The sequence below is a fragment of the Leclercia sp. J807 genome, assembly GCF_009734465.1.
Taxonomy (GTDB): Bacteria; Pseudomonadota; Gammaproteobacteria; order Enterobacterales; family Enterobacteriaceae; genus Enterobacter.
In genome coordinates, this window is the sequence record NZ_CP046446.1 from 1,927,569 (window position 1) to 1,954,070 (window position 26,502).

Genomic DNA, 26,502 nt, shown 5'->3' on the forward strand with positions numbered 1-26,502 from the left:
TACGCCGCAATATTATTGCGGCATTTAAGGGCATTTTCTATGAGTAGATTTATTGCTGCGCTTGAAAAGGTACTCCTTCCTTTTGCAGTTAAAATAGGAAAGCAACCGCATGTCAACGCCATTAAAAACGGCTTTATTAAATTAATGCCGTTAACACTGGCTGGGGCCATGTTCGTTTTAATTAACAACGTTTTTCTTAGCTTCGGTGATGGTTCATTTTTCTATTCATTAGGCGTTCGTTTAGATCCCTCAACTATTGAAACGTTAAATGGTTTCAAGGCCATCGGCGGCAATGTGTACAACGGTACGCTGGGTATTATGTCGCTGATGGCACCTTTCTTTATCGGGATGGCGCTGGCAGAAGAGCGTAAAGTCGACTCGCTGGCCGCCGGTTTATTATCTGTCGCTGCCTTTATGACCGTCACCCCTTATAGCGTCGGTGAAGCCTATGCAGTAGGCGCTAACTGGCTGGGCGGGGCGAACATCATTTCCGGTATTGTGATCGGTCTGGTCGTGGCGGAAATGTTTACCTTTATTATTCGTCGCAACTGGGTGATCCGCCTACCGGACAGCGTTCCGGCATCGGTATCGCGCTCCTTCTCGGCGCTGATCCCGGGCTTCATTATTCTCTCCATCATGGGGACCATCTCTTGGGCGCTCTCTCACTGGGGCACCAACTTCCACCAGATCATCATGGACACCATCTCTACACCGCTGGCATCCATGGGTGGCGTGGTAGGCTGGGCTTACGTGATTTTCACCTCCCTGCTGTGGTTCTTCGGTGTTCACGGTTCTCTGGCGCTGGCTGCGCTGGACAGCGGCATCATGACCCCATGGGCGCTGGAAAACGTAGCGCTCTACCAGCAGTACGGCTCCGTTGACGCGGCGCTGGCGGCCGGTAAGACCTTCCACGTGTGGGCGAAACCGATGCTCGACTCCTACATCTTCCTGGGCGGTACCGGGGCGACGCTGGGTCTGATTATCGCGGTGTTTATCACCTCCCGTCGTGCGGATTACCGTCAGGTGGCGAAGCTGGCCCTGCCATCAGGCATCTTCCAGATTAACGAGCCCATCCTGTTCGGTCTGCCAATTATCATGAACCCGGTGATGTTCATTCCGTTCATCCTGGTGCAGCCGCTGCTGGCCGCCATTACCCTGACGGCTTACTACATGGGCATTATCCCGCCGGTTACGAACATTGCACCCTGGACAATGCCAGCCGGTCTGGGCGCCTTCTTCAACACCAACGGCAGCGTAGCGGCCTTCCTGCTGGCGATATTTAACCTCGGTGTGGCAACCCTGCTTTATATGCCGTTCGTTGCCATCGCTAACAAGGCCCAGACCACCATTGATGAAGAAGAGAGCGAAGAGGATATCGCCCTCGCCCTGAAATTCTGATGTCGTATGACGCGGGGCGACCCGCGTCAGTACAGGAGAGAAAACATGTTTGATTTAGATAATGTGGTAGCAGAAGCGGAAGAGGTCGTAGAGAACGATCTTGAAGAAGTGGTGATGGGACTTATCATCAACTCCGGTCAGGCCCGCAGCCTGGCGTACGCGGCGCTGAAAAAAGCCAAGCAGGGCGATTTCGACACCGCGAAAGAGATGATGGCCCAGTCGCGCACCGCGCTCAATGAAGCGCACCTGGTGCAAACAAAACTGATCGAAAGCGATCAGGGTGAAGGTAAAATGAAGGTCAGTCTGGTGCTGGTACACGCTCAGGATCATCTGATGACCTCCATGCTGGCGCGTGAGCTGGTGGCGGAACTCATCGAACTTCACGAGAAAATGCAGTAAGTCAGACTGATAGCAGGAGGTCAGCGCCATGGAAATCACTACCGCCCGGGAACAACAGCTGTTTAATGGTAAAAATTTTCATGTGTTTATCTACAACAAGGTGGAGAGCATCAGCGGTCTGCATCAGCATGACTACTATGAGTTCACCATTGTGCTGACCGGCCGCTATTTCCAGGAGATCAACGGCAAGCGGGTTCTGCTGGAGCGTGGGGATTTTGTTTTTATCCCGATGGGTTCTCACCATCAGAGCTTTTACGATTTTGGCGCCACGCGCATTCTCAACGTCGGCATCAGTAAACGCTTCTTCGAAACCCACTATTCGCCGCTGCTGCCATTCTGCTTTGTTGCATCGCAGGTTTATCACGTTAAAAGTGAATTCCTGAACTGGATCGACACCGTTATTGCCTCGCTCAACTTCCGCGATAATGAATTCGATGAATTTATTGAAACGGTGACCTTTTATGTCGTCAACCGCCTGCGCCATTATCGCGAAGATCAGCAGGCGACCGACGATATTCCGCAATGGCTGCGCACGACCGTTGAAATGATGCATGACAAGCTGCGTTTTGGTGAAAACGCGCTGGAGAATATGGTGGCGCTGTCGGGTAAATCCCAGGAATACCTGACCCGTGCCACCCAGCGTTATTATCAGAAAACGCCGATGCAGATTATTAATGAAATACGGATCAATTTCGCCAGAAAACAGCTGGAAATCACCAATTATTCGGTGACGGATATTGCTTACGAATCCGGTTATAGCAGTCCGAGTCTGTTTATTAAAACTTTTAAGAAATTGACCTCATTTACACCTAACAGCTACCGGAAAAACCTCACAGTTATTAATTAACGTCCGGCGGTATTACTGCCGGGAATATCGATTAACAGACTTGCCCAATATAAGTGGGACGGGATCGCTATACTTAAAAAGCGGATCTCCAGGGAGAATATTATGCAAAAGAAACTTAAAGTCGTAACCATTGGCGGCGGAAGCAGCTACACCCCGGAATTACTGGAAGGCTTCCTTAAGCGTTATCATGAACTGCCGGTCAGCGAATTGTGGCTGGTTGACGTGGCCGAGGGCCAGGAGAAGCTCGATATTATTTTCGACCTGTGCCAGCGTATGGTGAAAAAAGCGGGCGTGCCGATGACCGTGCATAAAACCCTCGACCGCCGTCAGGCGCTGAAAGATGCCGATTTCGTGACGACGCAGCTGCGTGTCGGCCAGCTGAAAGCGCGCGAGCTGGATGAGCGTATCCCACTGAGCTACGGCTATCTGGGGCAGGAGACCAACGGTGCAGGCGGGCTGTTCAAAGGGCTGCGCACCATTCCGGTGGTGTTCGACATCATTAAAGATGTACAGGAGATCTGTCCTCAGGCGTGGGTGATTAACTTCACCAACCCGGCCGGAATGGTCACCGAAGCGGTCTATCGCCATACCGGGTTCAAACGCTTCATTGGGGTCTGCAATATCCCTATCGGCATGAAGATGTTTATTCGCGACGTGCTGGCGCTGACCGACAACGACGACCTCTCTATCGACCTGTTTGGCCTGAACCACATGGTCTTTATCAAGGATGTCCTGGTCAACGGCAAATCACGCTTCCCGGAGCTGCTGGATGGCGTTGCCAGCGGCACCCTGAAAGCAAGTTCAGTGAAGAACATCTTTGACCTGCCGTTTAGCGAAGGGCTGATCCGCTCCCTGAATCTGCTGCCATGCTCCTATCTGCTCTACTACTTCAAGCTGAAAGAGATGCTGGCGATCGAGATGGGCGAATACTACAAAGGCGGCGCCCGCGCGCAGGTGGTGCAGAAGGTGGAAAAACAGCTGTTCGAGCTCTATAAGAACCCGGATCTGAACGTGAAGCCGAAAGAGCTGGAGCAGCGCGGCGGGGCTTACTACTCCGATGCAGCCTGCGAAGTGATCAACGCCATCTACAACGACAAGCAGGCGGAGCACTACGTTAATGTGCCGCACCACGGCCACATTGATAACATCCCGGCTGACTGGGCGGTGGAGATGACCTGCATCCTGGGCCGCGACGGGGCGAAGCCGCATCCGCGCCTGACCCATTTCGATGACAAAGTGATGGGGCTTATCCACACCATCAAAGGCTTTGAAGTGGCGGCAAGCCAGGCGGCGATCAGCGGCGAGCTGAACGACGTGCTGCTGGCGCTGAACCTGAGCCCGCTGGTGCACTCCGATCGCGATGCCGAGAAGCTGGCGCGGGATCTGATTCTGGCCCATGAAAAATGGCTGCCGAATTTCGCCGCCACTATCGATAAACTGAAAAGCGAGCAGCACTAAGAGGGATCGCTATGGAATATCTGCTGATCGTCAATGCCGATGATTTTGGCCTATCAAAAGGGCAGAACTACGGCATCGTGGAAGCCTGTCGGCACGGCGTGGTGACCTCTACCACCGCCATGGTCAACGGCGAAGCCATTGAGCACGCCGCGGCGCTCAGCCGGGATCTGCCCGATCTGGGCGTGGGCATGCACTTTGTTCTGACCCTTGGTATGCCGCTGACCGCCATGCCAGGGCTGACCCGGGACGGGCTGTTGGGTAAATGGATCTGGGAGATGGCAGAGCAGGGGACGTTACCCCTGGAGGAGATCGCCCGCGAGCTGGACTGTCAGTTCAATCGCTTTGTCGATCTCTTCGGGCGCGAACCGACCCATATCGACAGCCATCATCACGTCCATATGATCCCGGCCATCTTCCCGCTGGTAGCCGAGTTTGCCCGCCGCAAAGGGGTGGCGCTGCGTGTGGATCGTCAGGTCGACATGCCCGGCGAAACGGGGGGCGATCTGCCGCCCACGACGGACGGTTTCAGTAGCGCATTTTATGGCGATGAAATCAGTGAAGCGCTGTTTTTAAGCGTACTGGACAGGTCCCTACAGCAGGGAGAGCGGTCGCTGGAGGTGATGGCGCATCCGGCCTTTATCGACAATACGATCCGTAAAAGCGCTTACTGCTGGCCACGACTGGCGGAAATGGAGGTGCTGACCTCGACGTCGCTGAAGTATGCGATTGCCGAGCGCGGGTATCGTCTGGGAACGTTCAGGGATTTGTGAGGAAATGCCGGGTGGCGGCTTCGCCTTACCCGGCCTACAAATTCAATGGAACCTTACGCCGGGTTTTATCCGGTTAGCAAATTACACGGAACCGTAGGCCGGGTAAGCGCAAGCGCCACCCGGCTTTTTTTATGCAGGTATTTGGTCAATCTTACTGCTGCGCGACCAGACCCGGTGCGCTGTCATCAGCAACGTCAGCTCATCCATAAACGCACCCGCAGCCGTGTCGCCTTCGACGATCCCTTCTTCGCCCTGATCTGCCACCTTCAGCAGCGGCTTAAACTGACGGGCATCGCCAGCCAGCGCAATCGGCTTGAGATGCTTGTACGCTTCCAGCAGATAGTAAGCGGCATCGCCGTTATTGAGCAGGCTCTGAATATCGCCGCACGGTACGACGACCGCATCGACAGTCAACGACGGTGAACCGGCGAAGGTGGCCGCCACTGGCAGCACCGAGCCATCATCGGCGGTGACTTCACCCATACGCGAATAGAGCAGTTTGGCATGGACGCCTTTGGCCTTCAGCGCCCGCAGCACTGCCAGCACATCGCTCGCCCGCGGGGTATCGTTCAGCAATACCGCCACCACGCGACCTTTGATATCGCCGCCAGGAACGGCATACAGGCTGAGGGAGGGATCCTTTTTCACGCCGTTAACATCCTGCGGCGGAACCAGATTGCGCTGCTCGTCGGTAAGGGTGATGCCCAGATTGTCCGCCACGCCCTGCGCGAGAGTAATATCGATATGAGCCAGCTGATCGACCACCCGCTCGCGGATGTAGGCGCGCACCACTTTGCTTAACTCAAAGCTGAAGGCGCCAATGATATGCTCCTGCTCAACGGGCGTCTGGCTCTGCCAGAACAGCCGTGGATGGGCATAGTATTCGGCGAAAGAGGGGCTACGCTCGCGGATCTTCGATCCCTCTATGCGCTCCTGATAGGACTCGAACCCGCCCCGTTTTGGCCCCGGCGGCGTTTCGCGCGGCCAGTTGTCATTGATCGAGTTTGGCTCGTAGTTCGCCGGGTTGGTGTCGATCTCCATGCGATGCATCCCGTCCCGCTGGAAATTATGGTACGGGCAGGTGGGTCGGTTGATCGGGATCTCATGGAAGTTAGGCCCGCCCAGGCGACTGATTTGCGTATCGGTATAGGAGAACAGACGCCCCTGCAGTAGCGGGTCGTTGGTAAAGTCCATCCCGGGAACGATGTGCCCTGGGTGGAACGCGGCCTGCTCGTTTTCGGCAAAGAAGTTGTCCGGGTTACGGTTGAGCACCATTTTGCCCACCAGCTGAACCGGCACCAGCTCTTCCGGGATCAGCTTGGTCGGATCGAGGATATCAAAATCAAATTTGAACTCGTCCTCTTCCGGGATCAACTGGAAACCGAGCTCAAATTCCGGGAAATCGCCTGCTTCAATGGATTCCCACAGGTCGCGGCGATGGAAGTCCGGGTCGCGTCCGGTAAGTTTTTGCGCCTCATCCCATACCAGCGAGGCTTTACCGGCTACCGGTTTCCAGTGGAAGCGTACAAAGGTGGCTTTGCCTTCGGCATTAATCAGCCGGAAGGTATGAATGCCAAAGCCCTCCATGGTGCGGTAGCTGCGCGGAATGCCGCGGTCGGACATCGCCCACATCACGTTATGCAGGGTTTCCGGCTGCAGCGACACGTAATCCCAGAAGGTATCGTGTGCGCTCTGGCCCTGGGGAATAGCCCAGTGAGGTTCCGGTTTTACGGCGTGAACAAAATCGGGGAACTTGTGTGCGTCCTGAATAAAGAAGATCGGTGTGTTGTTGCCCACCAGATCAAAAACACCCTCATCGGTGTAAAACTTGGTGGCGAAACCGCGAATATCGCGCACCGTATCGGCAGAACCTGCGCCGCCCTGTACCGTGGAAAAGCGCACAAAGACCGGTGTGATTTTATCCGGATCCGACAGGAAATCGGCTTTAGTAATCTCTTTCAGGCTTTTGTAAGGCTGGAAATAGCCGTGAGCGGCGGAGCCGCGCGCGTGTACGATGCGCTCCGGGATACGTTCATGGTCAAAGTGGGTGATCTTCTCCCGCAGGATAAAGTCTTCCAGCAGGGTGGGACCGCGGGTACCGGCACGAAGGGAGTTCTGATCGTCACTGATACGCACGCCCTGGTTGGTGGTCAACGGGAAGTTTTCACCTCCTTTGCGAACCCCCTCCAGGGCATTCAGTTTCTGGTTGCCGGTATCTGGCGCCTTCATGCTGCCGGGGGCCGTAGGCTCCTGACCTGGCGGAGTAGGGACTGGACTGGCGCGGTGAGAACCGTCCGCCGGGGCCAGCGAGTCCATTCCGGGTTTCGCTTCGCTGGCATCGTGAAGCGGGGATTGTTCAGGTTTATGGGTTTTATCATTTTGCGACATTGCACTCGTCTCCTTTTCATTGCTGAAATGCGGCCGTTTTTGCGTCAAAACTCAATAACTATAGAACATTACGGGTTATAGACCGGGTGAAAGGCCGAACTAAGGCCAGTGCTTATGCTTGATAAAACACGTGAGGCGCGACGCAGGAGGGGCAATCGGCTATGATAAGAATTTGCTGATTTTTATGTTTGTTTAGTGAAACTGCTGCTTATGAAACCTCTTCGCCAACAAAATCGCCCTGTGATCAGTTACCAGCCTCGCGTTGAACCTGCGCCGCCAGAACATGCCACCAAAATGGATGGCTTTCGTGACGTCTGGCTGTTACGCGGCAAATATGTGGCCTTCGTACTGATCGGGGAGCGTTTTCGTCGTTCTCCAGCATTTACCGTTCCGGAATCAGCCCAGCGCTGGGCGCTGCAGGTCCGTCAGGATGAAGAGGTTGAGGATTAATAGAGATAAAAAAACCGCCGTCATTACTGAAGGCGGTTTTTTTTAACTCAGAAGGCGATTAACGGTGCGCGAGCTCCGCGTCGTCTTCACTTGCCAGGATGGTTTTGTCGGTCTGCTTCAGCCACTGGCTGGTCAGCGTCCCGGCGGTCATGGAGCCGCTGACGTTCAGTGCGGTACGACCCATGTCGATCAACGGTTCAACAGAGATCAGCAGGGCCACCAGCGTTACTGGTAGACCCAGCGCAGGCAGAACAATCAGTGCCGCGAAGGTTGCGCCGCCGCCCACACCGGCCACACCAGCAGAGCTCACGGTGACAATCCCCACCAGGGTCGCAATCCATACCGGATCCAGCGGGTTAATCCCAACCGTTGGGGCAACCATCACCGCCAGCATGGCAGGGTAGAGACCTGCACAACCGTTCTGGCCAATCGTCGCGCCGAAGGAGGCGGAGAAGCTGGCAATCGATTCCGGCACGCCCAGACGACGGGTCTGCGCTTCCACGTTCAGTGGAATGGAGGCGGCGCTGGAGCGGCTGGTAAAGGCGAAGGTCAGTACCGGCCACACTTTGCGGAAATATTTCAGCGGGCTGACGCCGTTTACGCTGAGCAGAATGGCGTGAACCACAAACATAATGCCCAGACCGAGATACGAGGCCACCACGAAGCTACCCAGCTTGATGATGTCCTGCAGGTTCGAACCCGCAACCACTTTGGTCATCAGCGCCAGAACGCCATACGGGGTCAGCTGCATCACCAGACGCACCAGCTTCATCACCCAGCTCTGCAGGGTATCGATGGCGGTCAGTACGCGCTGGCCTTTCGGCGCATCATCTTTCAGCAGCTTCAGGGCTGCCACGCCCAGGAAGGCGGCGAAAATCACCACGCTGATGATCGACGTCGGGTTGGCACCGGTCAGATCGGCAAACGGGTTTTTCGGGATAAAGGAGAGCAGCATCTGCGGAACGGTGAGATCCGCTACTTTACCCGCATAGTTGGTCTCGATGGCGGTCAGGCGCGCGGTCTCCGCGGTGCCCTGCACCAGGCCTTCTGCCGTCAGGCCAAACAGGTTGGTGACCAGCACGCCGACCAGCGCCGCGATAAGCGTAGTAAACAGCAGCGTACCGATGGTCAGAAAGCTGATTTTCCCCAGCTGGGAGGCGTTATGCAGACGGGCAACGGCGCTCAGAATAGAGGCGAAGACCAGCGGCATAACGATCATCTGCAGCAGCTGGACGTAGCCGTTGCCGACAACGTTAAACCACTGAATAGACTCTTTCAGCACCGGATGGCTGGAACCGTAAATGGCCTGCAGCGCCAGGCCAAAGACCACGCCCATGACCAGACCGACCAGCACTTTTTTAGCCAGGCTCCACTGTTTATGACGCGCCTGCGCCAGCAACAGCAGTAGGCCGACGAACACCACAATGTTCGCGATTAATGGAAAATTCATCCCCGTTCTCCTGATTTAATATCAGATCGGTATCAGTCCGACCTTATTGGCGCAAGGTTAGCAGAAGTGTGATCCAGTCGCTTATATCCAAATGGAATGGGTTATGCCAAAACGGTTAAGTTTGTCCAGTTACTGCTCACTTTGCAGATGAATAAAGCGGTTGAACTGAAATTGCAGCGAATTGATCATGTGCGAAGACCAGCGCACGGCGCCGTTTTCAGGCAGCGTCTGAGGCATCCAGACGGCCCAGGCAAACAGGGCCATGCACAGCGCACGCTCCAGCTGGTTACCTTTTTGCGGTCGGAGGATAGGCAAACGAAAACGCCAGCGGCAGGGCCAGAGGAGGGGAACTCCTGCCGGGGTGAGCATGTCGGCCAGGATATGGCTCAGGTAACCCAGCACCATTCCCTGAATGGCGTCTGCGGGAATGAGCCAGCTGTCGGGTACTTTTAAATAGAAGAGGGTCAGGGCGGCGAACACTGCCAGCAGGCTGTGCGTAAAGCCGCGATGGCCGCAGGCGCGGGCAATGGGTTTGGAGATCCACTTCAGCCGCTGCCCGAGCAGCGACTTAGGATGATCGATATCCGGTAACAGGCAGGTCAAAACCGCCGATGGCACAATATGCCACCAGTCACCCTGCGCCAGCACTGGTGTAAGCTCAGCGTTCTTGGCAAACACTGCGCAGGCGAGAGAAAAAAGCAGATGACCTTCCGCCGTCATGATAAAACCCACTAAACTGTCGATGCATCCAGTATAGGGATTTTATACAGTATACGGAAGTAGTGACGGTGTAACTCTTTGTCACAAAGCTGTTAACGCGCCAGCCAGCCACCATCGACGGCAAGGGTATAACCGTTCACATAGTCCGAGGCGGAAGAGGCCAGAAACACCGCCGGGCCCTGGAGATCGTCTGGCTTGCCCCAGCGACCTGCCGGAATACGGTCGAGGATCTCTTTGCTGCGCTGTTCGTCGTCGCGTAGCTGCTGGGTGTTGTTGGTCGCCATGTACCCCGGGGCGATGGCATTTACGTTAATACCATGTTGCGCCCACTCGTTGGCAAGCAGCCGGGTGAGCCCCAGCACGCCGCTTTTTGACGCGGTATAAGAGGGAACGCGGATCCCCCCCTGGAAGGAGAGCATGGAAGCGATATTAATAATTTTGCCCCCTTGCCCCTGCGCAATAAACTGGCGGGCCACGGCCTGAGAGAGGAAAAAGACCGACTTCAGGTTGAGGTTCATCACTTCATCCCAGTCTTTCTCACTGAAGGTCAACGCATCTTCCCGGCGGATGGTCCCGGCGTTATTCACCAGGATATCGACCCGCCCCATGCCGGTCACCGCCTGTTCAACAAGACTTTCAATAGCATCCTGCTTGCTGAGGTCGGCCTGAATAGCCAGAAACCGGCGCCCCAGCGCCTTCACGCCTGCAGCGGTCTCTTCAGGAACGCGGCGATTGACGCTGACAATATCGCACCCAGCCTGGGCCAGACCCAGCGCCATGCCCTGGCCGAGGCCAGTATCACAGCCGGTAACGATGGCAACTTTTCCTGAAAGATTAAAGGCATCCAGTATCATACAGACCTCAGCATGTAGGGGGTATAGTTGTTCTGAGATAAGCATAGAATCAGTTATCAGGAAGATCAAATTAAAATGAAATGCTGTTTCAAAAATTTTAAGGCGGTCATGTTTGCGGGCAACAGGGTGCTGCCCGCCAGTGACGATTACCCGCGTAGATGCGCCACGGTAAGCGCCTGCAGGGAGGTCAGTTTGACATCTGCCAGTGCGTAGCGCGCGTCGTGCTGGTTCTCTTCCGCAGGCACGACAATAGAGCGCATCCGTGCCGCTTTACTGGCAATCATGCCATTCACGGAGTCTTCCAGCGCTACGCAGGCGGTTGGGTCGACGCCCAGCTTCGCGGCGCAATCCATATAGACCTGCGGATGCGGCTTGCTGTACGGGAGCTTTTCTGCCGAGGCCAGCGCGTCGAAGCTGTCGCGCAGATCGAACATGATCAGCACTTTCTCCAGCATATGCAGCGGCGAGGCGGATGCCAGACCGACCTTCAGCCCCTGCTCTTTACAGAGTAATACGGCCTCACGCGCGCCTTTGAGTAAGGGACGGGTCTCTTCCACCAGCGTAATGGCGCGGTTAATAATGCGATCGGTCACTTCATCCCGGCCCGGACCTACCCAGGGCTGGTGGGCGTACCAGAGTTCAACCACCATATCGATGCGCAGGCCGAGGGTATCCGGCAGTTCGTGGCGGCGGCTGATATCCACACCCAGACTCGCCATCACATCCAGTTCAGCCCGATCCCACAGCGGCTCAGAATCAATCAGTAATCCATCCATATCAAAAATGGCAGCAACAATTTGACGTGGCGTCGACATGCAACCTCTCCTTTCGTTGGTTTTAGCAGCGGTAAGCGCTACCTCACCCTGGCAATTTAGCATATCGCCAGTAAAGAGCGGGCGAAAATGAGATCCAGCAGGTAGACTTAGCCTCAAAGGATGTAATTCGATTATGAGGAACCAATGACATATCAACAAGCTGGACGCGTCGCGATACTGAAACAGATCGCCGGATGGGTGATTTTTATCCCGTCAGTTATCTCGACCATTATTTCTGTTCTGAAATTTATCTATGACCACAGCGAGAAGCAGGCCGGAATCAACGCCGTGATGCTTGATTTTGCCCATGTCATGATTGAGATGATGCGGTTCAATACCCCATTCCTGAACTTTTTCTGGTACAACTCGCCGACGCCTGATTTTCGGCAGGGGATGAACATCGCATTCTGGATTATTTTTGCCCTGATCTTTATTGCTCTCGCGCTGCAGGCTTCGGGAGCGCGGATGCGCCGCCAGACGCGCATGATTCGCGAAGGGTTGGAGGCGCAGCTGATTCTGGAGAAAGCGAGAGGGGAAGAAGGATTAACCCGTGAGCAGATCGAATCACGTATTGTGGTGCCGAATAACACTATTTTCCTGCAAATATTCACGCTCTACGTGCTGCCCGTGCTGATGATCGTCGCCGGCTACTTCCTGTTTTCGCTGCTCGGCCTGATCTAAGCGTTCGCTGCCGGGCGCTGAAACCCGGCAGCCTGCGCGTTATGCCGCCAGTACCCGCTCCAGCGCTCGCTGCGCATTCACCATATGCTCCCCACCAAACAGAATGGCGCGGTTCATCAGCGTATAGAGCTGATACACCGGCTGCCTTTCCAGAAAATCTGCCGGCAGTGGGGATATCGACTGATAGCCATCATAAATTTGTGGCGGCTGCTCAGGATGCAGCGGCAGCATGGCGAGATCGCACTCTCTGTCCCCCCAGTAGCAGGCCGGATCAAAGATATAGGGGCCATTCGGACCCAGCGCGCAGTTGTCCGACCATAAATCGCCATGCAGCAGCGAAGGCTGCGGCTGGTGTGAGGCCAGGCGCTGCTGAATATGATCGACAATAGCGTCAATATTGCCGAACTCCAGCCCTTTTTCCGCCGCCAGTTCCAGCTGCCAGCCGATGCGCTGTTCGGCAAAGAAGGTTGACCAGCGTCGCTGCCAGGCGTTGGGTTGTGGAGTGGTGGAGAGATCGTTGTCAAAATCGAGGCCAAACTGCGGCTGCTCGCTCCACTGATGCAGGCGGGCGATCTGCTGTCCCAGAATAAAGGCATTGTGCGCGTCGAGCGGGCGGGGAGGGAGATAGTCCATCACCAGAAAACTGTAGTCGCGATCGCTGCCTACGGCCCGGACTGTCGGGACAGATACGGTTTTGCTGCGGGAGAGCAGTTCCAGCTGATCGGCTTCTGCCGTGAATATCGGTAACAGTTCACGTTCGTCGCATTTCACGAAGAGATCGAGGCCCGCATAGCGCAGATGCCACGCGGCGTGGATTTCGCCCCCTGGCAGCTCATTACGCAGTTCAATTTCACCTTCGCCCAGCTGTTCACTTAAAAGATGACTGATAGCCTGCCACATGATCGCTCTCCCATGTTGTCTGCCAGATCATAAAGTTAGCGTGAAACTATGGTAAAAAAATACGAGCTAACGCACAGTTGGGCCGTTTGGTTGGCCCTGGGGCATTTATTGTTGCTCTTTATGCCAGTTTTCCCAGCGCGTGACTTCAACCTGCGGCTCTTTCCCGGTTGCGCTCTCAACCAGCCCCGACGCCAGCGCCTTCACCTCTTCTTCACTCAGCGGGGTAACCAGACCATAAGTATGGGTGCCCAGCTCATGCAGCGTGCCCTCATCGTCAGTCATGGTCAGTAAAAAACCTCCGCGGGTGAGGTTGTTGTTCATTTCGTTGAGCTCGGTCAGCGTATCTTCATGCACTTGAATGGTTACCACGTAGCGCGCGATCTCTCCACTGCTCATCATTCACCTCGTTGTTATCCCGAAATTTTTTAGCATAGTCGATTCATGCTATTTGTCGCCCTCGCCGGATAACCGGGAGGGCCGCCATTACGCATTTGCCAGATACTTAAATATCTTCTGCGTATCTTCCAGCGAACAGAGCCGGGTGCCGTGATTAATGGTTGCCGCGCTGCCTGCGGCCACGCCGTACTGGGTCATCTCCCGTAAGGATGCGCCCTGCGCCAGTTTCAGGGTCATGGCGCCGACCATGCTGTCACCTGCGCCAACGGTGCTCTGGCTTTTCATCGGCGGCGGTACCACTTGTACCGAGCCGGTTTCATCAACGGCCAGCGCCCCCTGGGGACCCAGGGAGACGACGACCCGCCGCGCTTTGCCGCTTTTCACCAACTCCTCAGCGGCCTTACGTACATCGTCTGGCTGGCTGAGGTCACGATTGACCAGCGCGCTCAGCTCTTTCTGGTTGGGTTTCACCAGCTCAATATTGCCAAGGGTCAGCGCGGCGCTGAGCGCCTCCCCGGAGCTGTCGACAATGCAGCGAATGCCGTTCTGCTGGGCAGCGTGGATCAGCTGCGTCAGTTTTTCAGTTTTCACGCCGGGTGGCAGACTACCGCTGATAACGAGCAATGCGCCGCTCTCGATGGCCAGCACTTTCTCTTCCAGCTGGCGGAACTCATCTTCGCTTAGCGTCGCCCCAGGCATCACAAAGCGGTATTGCTCGTTAGAGGATTCAACGTGAACGTGCAGGTTTTGCCGGGTCCAGTCCTGGGCCTCAACCGTATCAACGGCGACCTGCTCGTCGGCGAGGAGAGAGACGAGATGTTCACCCGTCGCACCGCCCACGGGAAAGATGGCTGTGGCTTTTGCGCCCAGGTGCGTAATCGCCCGGGCGACGTTAATGCCACCGCCGCCGGGCTCGAAGACCGGCACGCTGCAGCGGAGTTTACCTTCAGGATAGATTTGTGCCGTCAGGGTAGCGCTGTCCAGGGAAGGGGAGAGCGTCAACGTAAAAATACGATCCATGCTTATCTCCTGTAAGTGAGGTTTGCATTAAGCCTGGCACCGAACCCACAGAAGGGAAAGTAATAACAATATGATTTTTAATATAAATATCTTTACGTAACGTGACTGTTTTTTATAAATATTAGAGGGCTTTGAGATCGTTCTTATTCCAAAAATGAAACAAGAAATCATTGCTATGTTATTTGAGCCTTTTTATAATTTGTTACCTTTCCAAGGATCCCATGGCATTGATCCGCAAGAAAGTTTCCGGGACCGTAATGGTCTCTTTTTTTGTTGTACGGACTCTTTATAAATGAAGCTCTTAAAGACAGTACCCGCTGCGATGATGTTAGCGGGAGGCCTGCTTGCGTCAATGAATGCAGCAGCCGATGATTCCGTTTTTACTGTCATGGATGATCCCTCCACTGCACAGAAACCCTTCGAAGGCAACCTTAACGCAGGTTATCTGGCGCAATCGGGCAATACGAAAAGCTCTTCCCTGACCGCAGACACCACCCTGACCTGGTACGGCAACACGACCGCCTGGTCGCTGTGGGGTAACGCAAGCAATACCTCCTCTAACGATGAGCGTTCTTCCGAGAAATATGCGGTCGGTGGGCGTAGCCGTTACAACATGACCGACTATGATTATCTGTTTGGCCAGGCGAGCTGGTTAACCGATCGCTATAACGGCTATCGTGAGCGCGATGTCGCGACCGCCGGTTACGGTCGACAGTTCCTGAACGGTCCGGTACACAGCTTCCGCTTTGAATTTGGTCCGGGCGTACGCTATGACGAATACACCGACGGCGACACGGAAACCCAGCCGCTGGGCTACGCGTCCGGAACCTATGCATGGCAGATGACCGAAAACGCGAAATTCAGCCAGGGCGTTTCTGTCTTTGGCGCTGACGACACCACCGTCAACTCCGAAACCGCGCTTAACGTGGCAATCAACGCCCATTTCGGGCTGAAAGTTGCATACAATGTGACCTGGAACTCTGAGCCGCCAGCGTCTGCGCCGGAACATACCGATCGTAGAACCACCGTCTCTCTGGGCTACAAAATGTAATTATCGCGGGCCAAGTCTATATTGGCCCGTTTTTGATTTTTGTGCTGATAAATAACAAACACCGTTTTAAAATATAGCGCTAGCCGATATCTCCATATTCTCTCCACAATTCCTCGCTTCGTTAACTATTCAATTTATTTGACACGAATTGATAAATATTTTGACTATGCAAAAGTGTGATCCAGATCTAAACTATGAACACAGGCTAGATATTGCCTTAAGTTGGTCTGTATTAATTCAGTAAGAGAAAAACATTATGAATAAAATCACAACTGCATCTGCAGCATTGGTGCTTTCTGCACTGTCATTCGGCGTATTTGCCGCTGACGCTGTATATAACTCTGCCAGTGACACCTCTACACAAATCGGCATTACCAAAGCCTCTGATGTAGAAGCCGGATCGAACATCGCCCCGGGCTCGCAATCTACCGGGCAATCCATGGATGACGCGTTCGACGTGCATAAACTGGTCGCCGGTGAATGGTCCTGATTGAATTGTCAGATTACCTGAATTCATTTGCGGGCCGTTATTGCCACTAAAAAAAACCGGATTTTGACGTACCGGTTTTTTTATTTTTGTCGTTTTTGTAAAGTTAATTAAAACGAAGTTTTATATTCGCGCCATTATTAAAGGCACGACGCAAAATAACATTACAGGTCAGGGGAAAGCGTTGCGATTACCCCCAAATCATTGCCGCCCAGCGTAATAACAGCATGGCAACGCAGATGGCGATTAACACAATCACCATCTTCCAGTGTTTTTTTGAAAAGCGTTTCGTTGGCATCCGATCATCCTTGTTCATTGATTCATGTAGTCTACCAAAGAACAAAGATAATTGCGCTTCACCGGGGTGCTAAATCCTCAGGCACCTGCAACAACCGCGTCAAAACCAGTGAAACTTATCTGCCAGAATCACGAGTAAGGCGGTGGCAGAAAGAATGTTCAGGATAACGACTGTTTTGCTGGATACGTTCATAATTTGCCCCATGGAATGTTGAAGGACCAGTTCAAGAATAGCTCAGCAACTCGCTATTGCGAGCAGCTGTCTGAAATTCCACGTCAAACTCATGCAAAAGTACTAACGCGTTCATTCTACCTGTAAAGGGTGTTTTCACACTTTTGTTAGTGTTACCATCTCCGGGCTGATCGTAAATTGTCATTTGTCTGATTTCGATCCTGTGCATGGTTGCGGGCCAATTTGACGATTGTTGGTCAGATGGTTTTGCAATTCACTGTAAATTAAAGATTATTTTCTTTGCATATGCTCTTATGTGTGGGGCATCACTGCAAATAAGGACATAAAATGCCTGTTATTACTCTTCCTGATGGCAGCCAACGCCATTTTGACCGCGCCGTCAGCCCAATGGATGTTGCGCTGGATATCGGCCCAGGACTGGCGAAAGCCACTATCGCTGGCCGCGTAGACGGTGAGCTGGTTGATGCTTCCGATTTAATTGAAAACGATGCGAAGCTGTCGATCATCACCGCGAAAGACGAAGAAGGTCTGGAGATCATTCGTCACTCCTGCGCGCACCTGCTCGGTCATGCGATCAAACAGCTGTGGCCTCATACCAAAATGGCAATCGGCCCGGTTATCGACAACGGCTTCTACTATGACGTTGACCTTGACCACACCCTGACCCAGGAAGATATCGAAGCCCTCGAAAAGCGTATGCACGAGCTGGCTGAGAGCAACTATGACGTCATTAAGAAGAAAGTGAGCTGGCACGAAGCGCGTGAAACCTTCGTGAAGCGTGGCGAAAGCTACAAAGTCACCATTCTTGACGAAAACATTGCCCATGATGATAAGCCTGGCTTGTATCATCATGAAGAATATGTCGACATGTGCCGTGGACCGCACGTGCCGAACATGCGTTTCTGCCATCACTTCAAACTGATGAAGACCGCAGGCGCTTACTGGCGTGGCGACAGTAATAACAAGATGCTGCAACGCATCTACGGTACTGCCTGGGCCGACAAAAAAGCCCTGAACGCGTACCTGCAGCGCCTGGAAGAAGCCGCGAAGCGTGACCACCGTAAAATCGGTAAACAGCTCGACCTGTATCACATGCAGGAAGAGGCACCGGGTATGGTGTTCTGGCATAACGATGGCTGGACTATCTTCCGCGAACTGGAGACATTTGTACGCTCCAAGCTGAAAGAGTATCAGTATCAGGAAGTGAAAGGCCCGTTCATGATGGACCGTGTGCTGTGGGAAAAAACCGGCCACTGGGACAACTACAAAGATGCGATGTTCACCACCTCTTCTGAGAACCGTGAATACTGCATCAAGCCGATGAACTGTCCGGGTCACGTTCAGATCTTTAACCAGGGTCTGAAATCCTACCGCGATCTTCCGCTGCGTATGGCGGAGTTCGGTAGCTGCCACCGTAACGAGCCATCAGGCGCGCTGCATGGCCTGATGCGTGTTCGTGGCTTTACGCAGGATGACGCGCACATCTTCTGTACTGAAGATCAGGTGCGTGATGAAGTTAACGCCTGTATTCGTATGGTCTACGATATGTACAGCACCTTTGGCTTCGAGAAGATCGTGGTCAAACTCTCAACTCGTCCTGAAAAACGTATCGGCAGTGACGAGACCTGGGATCGTGCTGAGGCGGACCTGGCCGTCGCGCTGGAAGAGAACGGTATCCCGTTTGAATACCAGTTGGGCGAAGGCGCATTCTACGGTCCGAAGATTGAATTTACCCTGTATGACTGCCTCGATCGTGCATGGCAATGCGGTACTGTACAGCTGGACTTCTCCCTGCCGCAGCGTTTAAGCGCCTCTTACGTTGGCGAAGACAACGAGCGTCAGGTTCCGGTAATGATTCACCGTGCGATTCTCGGTTCTCTGGAGCGCTTCATCGGCATCCTGACCGAAGAGTTCGCTGGCTTCTTCCCAACCTGGCTTGCGCCGGTGCAGGTAGTGGTGATGAACATTACCGATTCTCAGGCTGATTACGTTAAAGAATTGACGCAGAAACTACAAAATGCGGGCATTCGCGTAAAAGCAGACTTGAGAAATGAGAAGATTGGCTTTAAAATCCGCGAGCACACTTTACGTCGTGTCCCGTATATGTTGGTCTGTGGTGATAAAGAGGTGGAAGCAGGCAAAGTTGCCGTTCGCACCCGCCGTGGTAAAGACCTGGGCAGCCTGGACGTAAGTGAAGTGATTGAGAAGCTGCAACAAGAGATTCGCAGCCGCAGTCTTCAACAACTGGAGGAATAAGGTATTAAAGGCGGAAAACGAGTTCAAACGGCACGTCCGAATCGTATCAATGGCGAGATTCGCGCCCAGGAAGTTCGCTTAACAGGTCTGGAAGGCGAGCAGCTGGGGATTGTGAGTCTGAGAGAAGCAATCGAAAAGGCTGAAGAAGCTGGAGTAGATTTAGTTGAAATCAGCCCTAACGCCGAACCGCCAGTTTGTCGTATCATGGACTACGGCAAGTTCCTTTATGAAAAGAGTAAGTCTTCTAAGGAACAGAAGAAGAAGCAAAAAGTTATCCAGGTTAAGGAAATTAAATTCCGTCCTGGTACCGACGATGGCGATTATCAGGTAAAACTCCGCAGCCTGATTCGCTTTCTGGAAGATGGCGATAAGGCCAAGATCACACTGCGTTTCCGCGGTCGTGAGATGGCCCACCAACAGATCGGTATGGAAGTGCTTAACCGCGTCCGTGACGATCTGAGTGAACTGGCAGTAGTCGAATCCTTCCCTACGAAGATCGAAGGCCGCCAGATGATCATGGTGCTCGCTCCTAAGAAGAAACAGTAAGGCCTTCAAGTAACAATTCCTGTGGAGCCGACAGGCTTCGCAGGTTTTGTTCGCCTACGTTTCGTTTATTTAACAATGCGAAGTGGAAGTTATTAAAATGCCAAAAATTAAGACCGTACGCGGTGCTGCTAAGCGCTTCAAAAAAACCGGTAAAGGTGGTTTTAAGCACAAGCACGCTAACCTGCGTCACATTCTGACTAAGAAAGCTACCAAGCGTAAACGTCACCTGCGTCCAAAAGCCATGGTTTCTAAAGGCGATCTGGGCCTGGTAATCGCGTGCCTGCCGTACGCATAAGTCGTTAACGTTTAACTTTTTTAACTTAGAATAGATACAGGAGAGCACACATGGCTCGCGTAAAACGTGGTGTAATTGCACGTGCACGTCACAAGAAAATTTTGAAACAAGCTAAAGGCTACTACGGTGCGCGTTCACGCGTATACCGCGTTGCCTTCCAGGCTGTTATCAAAGCAGGTCAGTACGCTTACCGTGACCGTCGTCAGCGTAAGCGTCAGTTCCGTCAACTGTGGATTGCGCGTATCAACGCAGCAGCACGTCAGAACGGTATTTCTTACAGCAAATTCATCAACGGCCTGAAAAAAGCCTCTGTTGAAATCGACCGTAAGATCCTGGCTGACATCGCCGTATTCGATAAAGTAGCGTTCACCGCTCTGGTCGAAAAAGCGAAAGCAGCTCTGGCATAAGCCAGTTGAAAGGGGGAGCTCTGCTCCCTCTTTTCGTTTCAACAGCATCAAAACATTGACAATTTTCTGGCGACCCTTTTCAATAGGGCGACAGGTTCCATACCACACAAGGTAACGCAAGCATGAATGCTGCTATTTTCCGCTTCTTCTTTTACTTTAGCACCTGACATCAGGAGGCTAGCGCGTGAAAGACGAAACGGAAAACAGCGCCAGAAAGCCTCCTGATGGAGGCTTTTTTCGTATCTGCCGCTTGTAAATATCGCTACATAACGAGGAAAACCATGTCACATCTCGCAGAGCTGGTTGCCAGTGCAACGGCCGCCATTAACCAGGCCTCAGATGTTGCCGCGTTAGACAATGTCCGCGTGGAATATCTGGGCAAGAAAGGGCAATTGACCCTTCAAATGACTACCCTGCGTGAATTGCCGCCAGAAGAGCGCCCGGCTGCAGGTGCGGTAATTAACGAAGCCAAAGAGCAGGTTCAGCAGGCGCTGAACGAGCGTAAAAACGCGCTGGAAAGCGCTGCGCTGAACGCCCGTCTGGCTGCAGAAACCATCGACGTCTCCCTGCCGGGTCGTCGTATTGAAAACGGTGGCCTGCACCCGGTTACGCGGACTATCGACCGCATTGAAAGTTTCTTCGGTGAGCTCGGCTTTACCGTGGCGACCGGCCCGGAAATCGAAGACGATTACCATAACTTCGATGCCCTGAATATCCCAGGCCATCACCCGGCACGTGCTGACCACGACACTTTCTGGTTCGATGCTACCCGTCTGCTGCGCACCCAGACCTCTGGCGTGCAGATCCGCACCATGAAAGAGAAGCAGCCGCCAATCCGCATTATCGCGCCGGGCCGCGTCTATCGTAACGACTACGATCAGACCCACACCCCAATGTTCCATCAGATGGAAGGGCTGATCGTGGATAAAAACATCAGCTTTACCAACCTGAAAGGCACTCTGCACGACTTCCTGAGCAACTTCTTTGAAGAAGATCTGCAGATCCGTTTCCGTCCTTCCTACTTCCCGTTCACTGAACCTTCTGCTGAAGTCGACGTGATGGGTAAAAATGGCAAATGGCTGGAAGTGCTGGGCTGCGGCATGGTGCACCCGAACGTCCTGCGTAACGTCGGCATCGACCCGGAAGTTTACTCCGGCTTTGCGTTCGGTATGGGGATGGAGCGTCTGACCATGCTGCGTTATGGCGTGACCGACTTACGCGCTTTCTTCGAAAACGATTTGCGTTTCCTCAAACAGTTTAAATAAGGGCAGGACAGAACAATGAAATTCAGTGAACTGTGGTTACGCGAATGGGTAAACACCGCGCTCGACAGCGAGGCGCTCTCTAACCAGATCACCATGGCAGGCCTGGAAGTGGACGGCGTTGAGCCGGTTGCAGGCGCGTTTAATGGCGTGGTTGTGGGTGAAGTGGTGGAATGCGGCCAGCACCCGAATGCAGACAAGCTGCGTGTTACCAAAGTAAACGTGGGCGGCGAACGCCTGCTGGATATCGTCTGCGGCGCGCCAAACTGCCGTCAGGGCCTGAAGGTAGCCGTGGCGACCGTTGGGGCGGTGCTGCCTGGCGATTTCAAAATTAAAGCGGCGAAACTGCGCGGCGAGCCATCAGAAGGCATGCTGTGCTCTTTCTCTGAACTGGGTATTTCTGACGATCACTCTGGCATCATTGAGCTGCCAGCAGATGCACCGATCGGTACCGACCTGCGCGAATACCTGAAGCTCGATGACAACACCATCGAAATCAGCGTGACCCCGAACCGTGCCGACTGCTTAGGCATTATCGGCGTTGCGCGCGACGTCGCTGTGCTGAACCAGACCGAACTGAACGTGCCAGAGATTGCACCGGTTGCTGCCACCATCAACGATACCGTATCTATTCAGGTTGACGCACCGGATGCCTGTCCGCGCTACCTTGGCCGTGTGGTTAAAGGCATTAACGTGAAGGCACCCACTCCGCTGTGGATGAAAGAGAAGCTGCGTCGCTGCGGCATCCGCTCCATCGATGCGGTGGTTGATGTGACCAACTACGTTCTGCTGGAACTGGGTCAGCCAATGCACGCGTTCGATAAAGATCGCATCGAAGGCGGCATTGTGGTTCGTATGGCGAAAGAGGGCGAGACCCTGGTTCTGCTCGACGGCAGCGAAGCCAAACTTAATGCCGACACGCTGGTGATTGCCGACCACGGCCAGGCGCTGGCGATGGGCGGGATCTTTGGCGGCGACCACTCCGGCGTGAACGATGAAACCCAGAACGTGCTGCTGGAATGTGCATTCTTCAGCCCGCTCTCCATTACCGGTCGCGCACGTCGTCACGGCCTGCATACCGACGCTTCTCACCGCTATGAGCGCGGCGTGGATCCAGCGCTGCAGTACAAAGCCATGGAGCGCGCTACCCGCCTGCTGATCGACATCTGCGGTGGGGAAGCCGGTCCGGTTGTTGATATGACCAGCGAGGCGCATCTGCCGAAGCCTGCGACCATTACCCTGCGCCGCAGCAAGCTGGACCGCCTGATTGGCCACCACATTGCCGATGCGCAGGTGAGCGACATTCTGCGTCGTCTGGGCTGCGACGTGACCGAAGGTCAGGACCAGTGGACAGCCGTTGCGCCAAGCTGGCGTTTCGATATGGAGATCGAAGAAGATCTGGTGGAAGAAGTGGCCCGCGTTTACGGCTACAACAACATCCCTGATGAGCCGGTGCAGGCAGGCCTGGTGATGGGCTCCCATCGCGAAGCCGACCTCTCTCTGAAGCGTGTGAAAACCATGCTGAACGATAAAGGCTACCAGGAAGTGATCACCTACAGCTTCGTTGACCCGAAAGTGCAGCAGCTGATCCATCCGGGCCAGGAAGCGTTGATCCTGCCAAGCCCAATCTCCAGCGAAATGTCCGCTATGCGCCTGTCGCTGCTGACCGGCCTGCTGGGCACCATCGTTTACAACCAGAACCGTCAGCAGAGCCGCGTGCGCATTTTCGAAACCGGGCTGCGCTTTGTGCCGGACACTCAGGCGAGCCTGGGTATCCGTCAGGATCTGATGCTGGCGGGCGCTATCTGCGGCAACCGCTATGAAGAGCACTGGGATCTCAGCAAAAACAGCGTTGATTTTTACGACCTGAAAGGCGATCTGGAATCGGTGCTGGATCTGACCGGTAAATTGTCTGAAATTGAGTTCCGTGCTGAAGCCATTCCGGCGCTGCATCCGGGTCAGAGCGCCGCGATTTATCTGAAAGGTGAACGCGTTGGTTTCATTGGTGTTGTGCATCCGGAACTGGAACGCAAACTCGATCTCAATGGCCGTACACTGGCGTTTGAACTGGAGTGGAACAAGGTCGCAGACCGCGTCATTCCTCAGGCTCAGGAGATTTCTCGCTTCCCGGCAAACCGTCGTGATATCGCCGTTGTGGTGGCTGAAAATGTGCCTGCCGCAGATATTTTGGCCGAATGTAAGAAAGTTGGCGTAAATCAGGTAGTTGGCGTAAACTTATTTGACGTGTACCGCGGCAAGGGCGTGGCAGAGGGCTTTAAGAGCCTGGCTATCAGTCTGATCCTTCAGGATACCAGCCGTACACTCGAAGAAGAGGAGATTGCCGCTACCGTTGCCAAATGTGTAGAGGCATTAAAAGAGCGATTCCAGGCATCATTGAGGGATTGAACCTATGGCGCTTACAAAAGCTGAAATGTCCGAATATCTGTTTGATAAGCTTGGGCTTAGCAAACGGGATGCCAAAGAGCTGGTTGAGCTGTTTTTCGAAGAGATCCGTCGCGCTCTGGAAAACGGTGAGCAGGTGAAACTCTCCGGCTTTGGTAACTTTGATTTGCGCGACAAGAATCAACGTCCGGGTCGTAACCCGAAGACGGGTGAGGATATTCCCATTACGGCTCGCCGCGTGGTGACCTTCAGACCCGGCCAGAAGTTAAAAAGCCGTGTCGAAAATGCTTCACCCAAAGCAGAGTGAGATGATCTAACTAAAAAGGCCGCGAAAGCGGCCTTTTTTCTTTGCGCTGCTGTAAACCCACCGTAAAATCAATTACATCTTTTTCCCGCAAAATGATTCCAATGTCTGAATTTGCCCGTCTGCAATACCGTTCCGATCTACGTAAAGTGCTCTTACTGCTGCTGGCGCTGATCACCGCGCTAGGGCTGAGCCTCTGCGCGGGCGATCAATGGATCGGGCCGCAGTCGTGGTTTACGCCGCAGGGGGAGCTGTTTATCTGGCAGATCCGACTGCCGCGTACCCTGGCCGTGGTGCTGGTGGGCGCTGCGCTGGCGCTAAGCGGGACAATCATGCAGGCGCTGTTTGATAACCCGCTGGCGGAGCCTGGCCTGTTGGGCGTTTCGAACGGGGCGGGTGTCGGGTTGATTGCCGCTGTGATGCTGGGTGGGGGAGCCCTGTCCGGATGGGAACTGAGCCTCTGCGCTATTGCCGGGGCACTCATCATTACCCTTATTCTGTTGCGCTTCGCCCGCCGTCATCTCTCAGTGAGCCGTCTGCTGCTTGCCGGAGTGGCGCTGGGCATCATCTGTAGCGCCCTGATGACCTGGGCGGTCTATTTTTCTACCTCATTTGATTTGCGTCAGCTGATGTACTGGATGATGGGCGGCTTCGGTGGCGTGAATTGGGAACAGGGCTGGCTGATGCTGCTGCTGGTGCCTGCCATCGTCTGGGGCTGCTTTCAGGCCGCGCCGCTGAACATCCTGGCGCTGGGCGAAGTCTCTGCTCGCCAGCTGGGATTGCCGCTAACCTTCTGGCGAAACATTCTGGTGATCGCCATTGGCTGGATGGTGGGCGTGGGCGTGGCGCTGTCTGGCGCCATCGGATTTATCGGCCTTGTTATCCCCCATATGCTGCGTTTGTGTGGCATCACCGACCATCGGTTGCTGCTGCCTGCTGCGGCCGTGACAGGCGGCGCTACGCTGCTTATTGCCGACATCATTGCGCGTCTGGCACTGACCGCGGCAGAGTTGCCGATTGGTGTTGTCACCGCTACGCTGGGAGCACCGGTATTTATCTGGCTATTATTAAAAGCGGGCCGCTGAGGCTGCCACTCTGAACATCAACCTGAGGGAATGTTATGCCGAACGATATTCTGAACACCGAAGTGACGACCATTGATGGAGAAAAGACCACTCTGGAAAGCTACAAAGGCAAAGTGCTGCTGGTGGTTAACGTGGCCTCTAAATGCGGTTTGACGTCCCAGTACGAGCAGCTGGAAGCGATGCAAAAGACATGGGAAAAAGAGGGGTTCAGCGTGCTGGGCTTCCCGTGCAATCAGTTCCTCGGCCAGGAGCCAGGCAGCGAAGAAGAGATCAAAACATTCTGCAGCACAACCTATGGCGTAACCTTCCCGATGTTCAGCAAAGTGGATGTTAACGGTGAGAACCGCCATCCGGTTTATCAGAAGCTGATTGCGGCAGCACCGACCGCCGTGGCGCCAGAGGGTAGCGGTTTTTATGAGCGTATGGCCAGCAAAGGGCGCGCACCGCTCTCTCCGGACGACATCCTGTGGAACTTTGAGAAGTTCCTGATCGGTCGCGACGGGAACGTCATCCAGCGCTTCTCACCGGATATGACCCCAGACGATCCGGCCATCACCTCTGCGGTTGAAAAGGCGCTGGCCAGCTAATGACCGTCCTGATGCAGCTCAGCGCCGTAGCGGTGAAAGGCCGGCTGGGCCCGCTTGATATCACCGTCAATAGCGGGGAGATCGTTCATCTTGTCGGGCCGAACGGTGCCGGGAAAAGCACGCTGCTCTCCCGTATGGCGGGTTTAACCGGTGGTGAAGGGGAGATTACCCTGTTGGGGGAACCCCTCTCACGCTGGTCGCCCACGTCGCTGGCCAGCCGCAGGGCATATCTGGCGCAGCAGCAAACTGCGCCGTTCGCCATGCCGGCCTGGCACTATCTGATGCTGCATCAGCACAATAGCCCGCAAAAAACGCTGTTAAGTGACGTGGCAGCGATGCTGGGTATTGAAGATAAGCTGTCCCGCCACGTCAGCCAGCTTTCGGGTGGAGAGTGGCAGCGCGTGCGGCTGGCAGCGGTGATCCTGCAAATCCATCCCCAGGGCAATCCGCACGGTCAACTGCTGCTGCTGGATGAACCCATGACCAGTCTCGATGTGGCCCAGCAGGTGGCGCTCGACAGAGCGTTAAGCGCGCTGTCACAGCAGGGCGTTGCGGTGGTCATGAGCAGCCACGATCTCAACCATACGCTACGCCACGCGCATCGCGTCTGGCTGCTGAAGCGGGGGCAGCTCATTGCCAGCGGGGCGCGTGATGCCGTGCTGACGCCTCCGAATCTGGCGAAAGCGTATGAGATGTCTTTCCGCCGTCTGGACATCGAAGGTCACAGAATGATTATTTCGACGTCACAGGAATAACCGCTTGTTGCACAGCGACATATTCACA

Annotated in this window: 30 protein-coding genes and 1 other annotated feature; of the genes, 20 read left to right on the plus strand and 10 right to left on the minus strand. The window is 54.4% G+C overall.

Annotation, left to right across the window (positions count from 1 at the left end; translation table 11 throughout):
• Positions 1-39 precede the first annotated feature (39 nt).
• The 5 genes from chbC (at position 40) to chbG (ending at position 4,872) form a co-directional block, all read left to right on the plus strand.
• The gene (gene chbC / locus GNG26_RS09120; protein WP_156238474.1) at positions 40-1,398 is read left to right on the plus strand and encodes a PTS N,N'-diacetylchitobiose transporter subunit IIC; all 1,359 of its coding nucleotides are present in this window, start codon (positions 40-42) and stop codon (positions 1,396-1,398) included.
• A gap of 45 nt (positions 1,399-1,443) precedes the next feature.
• Complete coding sequence (gene chbA / locus GNG26_RS09125; RefSeq protein WP_103823838.1) at positions 1,444-1,797, plus strand: PTS N,N'-diacetylchitobiose transporter subunit IIA; 354 nt, start codon at positions 1,444-1,446, stop codon at positions 1,795-1,797.
• A gap of 28 nt (positions 1,798-1,825) precedes the next feature.
• Positions 1,826-2,644: a transcriptional regulator ChbR gene (chbR, locus tag GNG26_RS09130; protein ID WP_114387315.1), complete on the plus strand. Its 819-nt coding sequence runs from the start codon at positions 1,826-1,828 to the stop codon at positions 2,642-2,644.
• Between the two features lie 102 nt (positions 2,645-2,746).
• Positions 2,747-4,102, plus strand: coding sequence for a 6-phospho-beta-glucosidase (locus tag GNG26_RS09135; protein ID WP_103823840.1), 1,356 nt, complete (start codon positions 2,747-2,749; stop codon positions 4,100-4,102).
• A gap of 11 nt (positions 4,103-4,113) precedes the next feature.
• Positions 4,114-4,872, plus strand: a complete 759-nt coding sequence (chbG, locus tag GNG26_RS09140) for a chitin disaccharide deacetylase (RefSeq protein ID WP_156238475.1) — start codon at positions 4,114-4,116, stop codon at positions 4,870-4,872.
• A 129-nt stretch (positions 4,873-5,001) separates the two neighbouring features.
• Here chbG and katE read toward each other — a convergent pair whose 3' ends face one another.
• Positions 5,002-7,260 carry a catalase HPII gene (gene katE, locus GNG26_RS09145; protein ID WP_156238476.1) on the minus strand — a complete coding sequence of 753 codons (2,259 nt, stop codon included), beginning with the start codon at positions 7,258-7,260 and terminating at the stop codon, positions 5,002-5,004.
• Between the two features lie 195 nt (positions 7,261-7,455).
• Here katE and cedA point away from each other — a divergent pair, with 195 nt between their 5' ends.
• Positions 7,456-7,710, plus strand: coding sequence for a cell division activator CedA (gene cedA, locus GNG26_RS09150; protein ID WP_103179292.1), 255 nt, complete (start codon positions 7,456-7,458; stop codon positions 7,708-7,710).
• 58 nt (positions 7,711-7,768) lie between these two features.
• Here cedA and GNG26_RS09155 read toward each other — a convergent pair whose 3' ends face one another.
• From GNG26_RS09155 to hxpB, 4 genes are all read right to left on the minus strand, one after another.
• On the minus strand, positions 7,769-9,160 hold the full coding sequence (locus GNG26_RS09155) for an L-cystine transporter (protein ID WP_103823844.1): 1,392 nt from the start codon (positions 9,158-9,160) through the stop codon (positions 7,769-7,771).
• 129 nt (positions 9,161-9,289) lie between these two features.
• Complete coding sequence (locus tag GNG26_RS09160; RefSeq protein WP_103179294.1) at positions 9,290-9,880, minus strand: metal-dependent hydrolase; 591 nt, start codon at positions 9,878-9,880, stop codon at positions 9,290-9,292.
• Positions 9,881-9,972: 92 nt separating this feature from the next.
• Positions 9,973-10,734: a 2-dehydro-3-deoxy-D-gluconate 5-dehydrogenase KduD gene (gene kduD, locus GNG26_RS09165; RefSeq protein WP_103823845.1), complete on the minus strand. Its 762-nt coding sequence runs from the start codon at positions 10,732-10,734 to the stop codon at positions 9,973-9,975.
• A 146-nt stretch (positions 10,735-10,880) separates the two neighbouring features.
• A complete protein-coding gene (hxpB, locus tag GNG26_RS09170) occupies positions 10,881-11,549 on the minus strand; it encodes a hexitol phosphatase HxpB (RefSeq protein ID WP_103823846.1) in 669 nt (222 codons plus the stop codon).
• 144 nt (positions 11,550-11,693) lie between these two features.
• Between hxpB and GNG26_RS09175 the strand changes: the two genes are divergently transcribed.
• On the plus strand, positions 11,694-12,230 hold the full coding sequence (locus tag GNG26_RS09175) for a YniB family protein (protein WP_103179297.1): 537 nt from the start codon (positions 11,694-11,696) through the stop codon (positions 12,228-12,230).
• A 39-nt stretch (positions 12,231-12,269) separates the two neighbouring features.
• Here the strand turns inward: GNG26_RS09175 and GNG26_RS09180 are convergent, their stop codons facing one another.
• From GNG26_RS09180 to pfkB, 3 genes are all read right to left on the minus strand, one after another.
• Positions 12,270-13,130, minus strand: coding sequence for a fructosamine kinase family protein (locus GNG26_RS09180; RefSeq protein ID WP_103823847.1), 861 nt, complete (start codon positions 13,128-13,130; stop codon positions 12,270-12,272).
• Between the two features lie 105 nt (positions 13,131-13,235).
• On the minus strand, positions 13,236-13,526 hold the full coding sequence (ghoS, locus tag GNG26_RS09185) for a type V toxin-antitoxin system endoribonuclease antitoxin GhoS (RefSeq protein WP_103823848.1): 291 nt from the start codon (positions 13,524-13,526) through the stop codon (positions 13,236-13,238).
• Between the two features lie 87 nt (positions 13,527-13,613).
• Positions 13,614-14,546: a 6-phosphofructokinase II gene (pfkB, locus tag GNG26_RS09190; RefSeq protein WP_156238477.1), complete on the minus strand. Its 933-nt coding sequence runs from the start codon at positions 14,544-14,546 to the stop codon at positions 13,614-13,616.
• A 292-nt stretch (positions 14,547-14,838) separates the two neighbouring features.
• Here pfkB and GNG26_RS09195 point away from each other — a divergent pair, with 292 nt between their 5' ends.
• Entirely contained in the window at positions 14,839-15,597 is a 759-nt protein-coding gene (locus GNG26_RS09195; RefSeq protein WP_114315230.1) for a YdiY family protein, read from the plus strand.
• Positions 15,598-15,853: 256 nt separating this feature from the next.
• Positions 15,854-16,087, plus strand: a complete 234-nt coding sequence (locus tag GNG26_RS09200; RefSeq protein WP_103823851.1) for a hypothetical protein — start codon at positions 15,854-15,856, stop codon at positions 16,085-16,087.
• Positions 16,088-16,274: 187 nt separating this feature from the next.
• On the opposite strand, the gene yniD is transcribed toward GNG26_RS09200, so the two are convergent.
• The gene (yniD, locus tag GNG26_RS09205; RefSeq protein WP_103823852.1) at positions 16,275-16,382 is read right to left on the minus strand and encodes a small membrane protein YniD; all 108 of its coding nucleotides are present in this window, start codon (positions 16,380-16,382) and stop codon (positions 16,275-16,277) included.
• A gap of 99 nt (positions 16,383-16,481) precedes the next feature.
• Complete coding sequence (yncL, locus tag GNG26_RS09210) at positions 16,482-16,586, minus strand: stress response membrane protein YncL (protein WP_309236337.1); 105 nt, start codon at positions 16,584-16,586, stop codon at positions 16,482-16,484.
• Positions 16,587-16,901: 315 nt separating this feature from the next.
• On the opposite strand from yncL, the gene thrS reads away from it, so the two are divergent.
• From thrS to btuD, 11 genes are all read left to right on the plus strand, one after another.
• The gene (thrS, locus tag GNG26_RS09215) at positions 16,902-18,830 is read left to right on the plus strand and encodes a threonine--tRNA ligase (RefSeq protein WP_156238478.1); all 1,929 of its coding nucleotides are present in this window, start codon (positions 16,902-16,904) and stop codon (positions 18,828-18,830) included.
• A gap of 3 nt (positions 18,831-18,833) precedes the next feature.
• The gene (infC, locus tag GNG26_RS09220; RefSeq protein ID WP_023616141.1) at positions 18,834-19,376 is read left to right on the plus strand and encodes a translation initiation factor IF-3; all 543 of its coding nucleotides are present in this window, start codon (positions 18,834-18,836) and stop codon (positions 19,374-19,376) included.
• A 97-nt stretch (positions 19,377-19,473) separates the two neighbouring features.
• Positions 19,474-19,671 carry a 50S ribosomal protein L35 gene (gene rpmI / locus GNG26_RS09225; RefSeq protein ID WP_001124225.1) on the plus strand — a complete coding sequence of 66 codons (198 nt, stop codon included), beginning with the start codon at positions 19,474-19,476 and terminating at the stop codon, positions 19,669-19,671.
• A 50-nt stretch (positions 19,672-19,721) separates the two neighbouring features.
• Positions 19,722-20,078 carry a 50S ribosomal protein L20 gene (gene rplT, locus GNG26_RS09230; protein ID WP_000124850.1) on the plus strand — a complete coding sequence of 119 codons (357 nt, stop codon included), beginning with the start codon at positions 19,722-19,724 and terminating at the stop codon, positions 20,076-20,078.
• 117 nt (positions 20,079-20,195) lie between these two features.
• Positions 20,196-20,319, plus strand: a sequence feature (Phe leader region).
• Entirely contained in the window at positions 20,201-20,245 is a 45-nt protein-coding gene (gene pheM / locus GNG26_RS09235) for a pheST operon leader peptide PheM (protein ID WP_001386830.1), read from the plus strand. (Overlaps the previous feature by 45 nt.)
• A gap of 40 nt (positions 20,320-20,359) precedes the next feature.
• Positions 20,360-21,343, plus strand: coding sequence for a phenylalanine--tRNA ligase subunit alpha (gene pheS / locus GNG26_RS09240; RefSeq protein WP_103179306.1), 984 nt, complete (start codon positions 20,360-20,362; stop codon positions 21,341-21,343).
• 15 nt (positions 21,344-21,358) lie between these two features.
• Positions 21,359-23,746, plus strand: coding sequence for a phenylalanine--tRNA ligase subunit beta (gene pheT, locus GNG26_RS09245; RefSeq protein ID WP_156238479.1), 2,388 nt, complete (start codon positions 21,359-21,361; stop codon positions 23,744-23,746).
• Between the two features lie 4 nt (positions 23,747-23,750).
• Positions 23,751-24,050 carry an integration host factor subunit alpha gene (gene ihfA / locus GNG26_RS09250; RefSeq protein ID WP_006820203.1) on the plus strand — a complete coding sequence of 100 codons (300 nt, stop codon included), beginning with the start codon at positions 23,751-23,753 and terminating at the stop codon, positions 24,048-24,050.
• 101 nt (positions 24,051-24,151) lie between these two features.
• Positions 24,152-25,132, plus strand: coding sequence for a vitamin B12 ABC transporter permease BtuC (gene btuC / locus GNG26_RS09255; protein WP_156238480.1), 981 nt, complete (start codon positions 24,152-24,154; stop codon positions 25,130-25,132).
• A gap of 35 nt (positions 25,133-25,167) precedes the next feature.
• On the plus strand, positions 25,168-25,719 hold the full coding sequence (locus tag GNG26_RS09260; protein ID WP_156238481.1) for a glutathione peroxidase: 552 nt from the start codon (positions 25,168-25,170) through the stop codon (positions 25,717-25,719).
• Entirely contained in the window at positions 25,719-26,474 is a 756-nt protein-coding gene (btuD, locus tag GNG26_RS09265; protein ID WP_156238482.1) for a vitamin B12 ABC transporter ATP-binding protein BtuD, read from the plus strand. The genes GNG26_RS09260 and btuD overlap by 1 nt, the downstream gene beginning before the upstream one ends.
• Positions 26,475-26,502: the final 28 nt, after the last annotated feature.

Coding starts and splice junctions, on each gene's coding strand:
- chbC (WP_156238474.1), top strand. CDS start 40: ATGAGTAGATTTATTGCTGCGCTTGAAAAGGTACTCCTTCCTTTTGCA.
- chbA (WP_103823838.1), top strand. CDS start 1,444: ATGTTTGATTTAGATAATGTGGTAGCAGAAGCGGAAGAGGTCGTAGAG.
- chbR (WP_114387315.1), top strand. CDS start 1,826: ATGGAAATCACTACCGCCCGGGAACAACAGCTGTTTAATGGTAAAAAT.
- GNG26_RS09135 (WP_103823840.1), top strand. CDS start 2,747: ATGCAAAAGAAACTTAAAGTCGTAACCATTGGCGGCGGAAGCAGCTAC.
- chbG (WP_156238475.1), top strand. CDS start 4,114: ATGGAATATCTGCTGATCGTCAATGCCGATGATTTTGGCCTATCAAAA.
- katE (WP_156238476.1), bottom strand. CDS start 7,260: ATGTCGCAAAATGATAAAACCCATAAACCTGAACAATCCCCGCTTCAC.
- GNG26_RS09155 (WP_103823844.1), bottom strand. CDS start 9,160: ATGAATTTTCCATTAATCGCGAACATTGTGGTGTTCGTCGGCCTACTG.
- GNG26_RS09160 (WP_103179294.1), bottom strand. CDS start 9,880: ATGACGGCGGAAGGTCATCTGCTTTTTTCTCTCGCCTGCGCAGTGTTT.
- kduD (WP_103823845.1), bottom strand. CDS start 10,734: ATGATACTGGATGCCTTTAATCTTTCAGGAAAAGTTGCCATCGTTACC.
- hxpB (WP_103823846.1), bottom strand. CDS start 11,549: ATGTCGACGCCACGTCAAATTGTTGCTGCCATTTTTGATATGGATGGA.
- GNG26_RS09175 (WP_103179297.1), top strand. CDS start 11,694: ATGACATATCAACAAGCTGGACGCGTCGCGATACTGAAACAGATCGCC.
- GNG26_RS09180 (WP_103823847.1), bottom strand. CDS start 13,130: ATGTGGCAGGCTATCAGTCATCTTTTAAGTGAACAGCTGGGCGAAGGT.
- ghoS (WP_103823848.1), bottom strand. CDS start 13,526: ATGAGCAGTGGAGAGATCGCGCGCTACGTGGTAACCATTCAAGTGCAT.
- pfkB (WP_156238477.1), bottom strand. CDS start 14,546: ATGGATCGTATTTTTACGTTGACGCTCTCCCCTTCCCTGGACAGCGCT.
- GNG26_RS09195 (WP_114315230.1), top strand. CDS start 14,839: ATGAAGCTCTTAAAGACAGTACCCGCTGCGATGATGTTAGCGGGAGGC.
- GNG26_RS09200 (WP_103823851.1), top strand. CDS start 15,854: ATGAATAAAATCACAACTGCATCTGCAGCATTGGTGCTTTCTGCACTG.
- yniD (WP_103823852.1), bottom strand. CDS start 16,382: ATGCCAACGAAACGCTTTTCAAAAAAACACTGGAAGATGGTGATTGTG.
- yncL (WP_309236337.1), bottom strand. CDS start 16,586: ATGGGGCAAATTATGAACGTATCCAGCAAAACAGTCGTTATCCTGAAC.
- thrS (WP_156238478.1), top strand. CDS start 16,902: ATGCCTGTTATTACTCTTCCTGATGGCAGCCAACGCCATTTTGACCGC.
- rpmI (WP_001124225.1), top strand. CDS start 19,474: ATGCCAAAAATTAAGACCGTACGCGGTGCTGCTAAGCGCTTCAAAAAA.
- rplT (WP_000124850.1), top strand. CDS start 19,722: ATGGCTCGCGTAAAACGTGGTGTAATTGCACGTGCACGTCACAAGAAA.
- pheS (WP_103179306.1), top strand. CDS start 20,360: ATGTCACATCTCGCAGAGCTGGTTGCCAGTGCAACGGCCGCCATTAAC.
- pheT (WP_156238479.1), top strand. CDS start 21,359: ATGAAATTCAGTGAACTGTGGTTACGCGAATGGGTAAACACCGCGCTC.
- ihfA (WP_006820203.1), top strand. CDS start 23,751: ATGGCGCTTACAAAAGCTGAAATGTCCGAATATCTGTTTGATAAGCTT.
- btuC (WP_156238480.1), top strand. CDS start 24,152: ATGTCTGAATTTGCCCGTCTGCAATACCGTTCCGATCTACGTAAAGTG.
- GNG26_RS09260 (WP_156238481.1), top strand. CDS start 25,168: ATGCCGAACGATATTCTGAACACCGAAGTGACGACCATTGATGGAGAA.
- btuD (WP_156238482.1), top strand. CDS start 25,719: ATGACCGTCCTGATGCAGCTCAGCGCCGTAGCGGTGAAAGGCCGGCTG.